General features: G+C 67.1%; 1 protein-coding gene. It reads right to left on the bottom strand.

Translation table 11 applies throughout. The annotated features are described in order from the left end of the window. Positions 1-790: 790 nt before the first annotated feature. A partial coding sequence (locus AB0J09_RS63995) for a SpvB/TcaC N-terminal domain-containing protein (protein WP_360714190.1) occupies positions 791-1751 on the bottom strand: 961 nt, incomplete at its 5' end.

Below are 1751 nucleotides of genomic sequence, written 5' to 3'. Positions count from 1 at the left end.
GTGCCGCTCCGCCGTACCCGACCTGCCCAACATGTCGTACGGACCCCCAGATACTGTGCGTCAAGTAGCCGCTCACACTACTTGAAGTACTTGCCGCACGACCGAGAGTCACCAAAGATAACGGGAGAAGCGCGGTCGCCCATAGCACCCAGGCCCAGAGCCGCACACAAACGCACGGCAGACACCCGGAGCCCACGCCGCCCTACAGCGCGACCCAAGCGAGCACATCATCGTGCAGGTACTGAAGCGAAAACCGCAGGCATCGCCCGGCGTGAGGATGTTGCACTCTCGGCCGACTCGGGATGCCCGGAATCGCGCGCTGTGGCGGGCGCATGGCCTTGACAGTACCCGTTGGCGACGATCAGCCGTCCACGGGCAGCAGTGTAGGCAGCGGGACGCGTGGCGAGGATCACGCCTTGGCACGTCGCGCAGATGTCCGGCTGGTCGGCTGTCATGAACGCCCTTTCACGGACGTGGAGCAGAACGGTGCGGGCCACGCTCCGGATCCACGGCTTCTGTCCAGGAAACGATAGCCGGATATCCCGCTGGACAACGGTCGGGTCTTCAACGGAGACATCCTGGACACCCGTCGTTCGGCGGCTTGCCCGGGCAAGCCCTGGATGTTGGATGACGTACGGGCGAAGCCCGTGCCTCTGCGATCTCCCCAATGGATTTCGTCGAAACCCGACGCCCTTTACTTAGTAGATTTCCTAGGAGGCGGGAGCGGGCGGCTGTGCCGCCCGCTCCCGCAAGCACCTCATAAGGAAGGAACGGGCTTCGCCCGTACGTCTTAACTCCAGCCGAACCCCACCTTCGAGCAACCCACCGACGCGGACGTCCTCACCACAGGCCCATGGCCATGGTTTAAACGAGTTAGCCCGCTCGCGGAGGACGGCGTCCACGCGCTCCGGGTCAGGTAGCCGGTGCCGGAGCGGCGGTGCCCGCTGACGGTGACCGAGGCCAGCAGAGCTCCCGCCGGGTGGCCGAGTTCACGGTCGGCCGGCACACCGCGGACCTCGCGGTAGGCCAGGCGCATCGAGCGCACCAGGCAATCGCGGCCGACGTCTGCCTCGTGCGGGAAGTGGTGGAACATGAGGATCCGCTGACACAGCCGGTAGGTACGTACCTCGAACCCGGCGCGGTGGCTGGAGAACGGGTCGTGGCGGCAGCGCCGCGGCTTGCCCCGCTCGTCGGCGGTCGGCGTGTGCTCGTCGTGTTCGCCGTAGTCGAAGACCAGCTCGAACAGCCAATCGTCGGCGAGGTCGCCGTCGCCGCCGACGGGGCCGGACGGGGTCAGGCGGCTGACGGGGTTGCCGTAACGGATGGACTTGATGTACCGGTTGGCGGTGCGCGCCTGTGGCGGCCGGTTACGCTCGTGCGCGGCGTCGAGGTCGGCTCCGTCGTCGCCCTCGGCGGCGTATCGGTAGACCATCGCGCTGCCCCGGTCATCGAAGGACTCACAAATCAGCCAGCTGAAGATCCTGCGGTCCGGGTCATCGGGATCGGCGATTCTGGACTCGGCGTCGCGGCCGTAGACGGTGGTGACGTTGCCGCGATCGATGGACCGCCAGTGCGTCTCACCACTGGCGGTGTCGCTCCAGCGTTCGATGCGGGCGTGTAGTCCCTCGATCCGCGGCCGGTATCGGGTCACCTCATAGCTCTGCCCGTCCACGGTGCGCCGCCTGCGCAGCGGCACGCCAGCAGCGGTGAGCTCGGGCACCAGGTCCTCGGCGCCGGCAAGGATGAACACG

The organism is Nonomuraea sp. NPDC049784 (genome assembly GCF_040659615.1).
Taxonomy (GTDB): Bacteria; Actinomycetota; Actinomycetes; order Streptosporangiales; family Streptosporangiaceae; genus Nonomuraea.
This window is presented reverse-complemented; position numbering and strand designations above follow the sequence as displayed.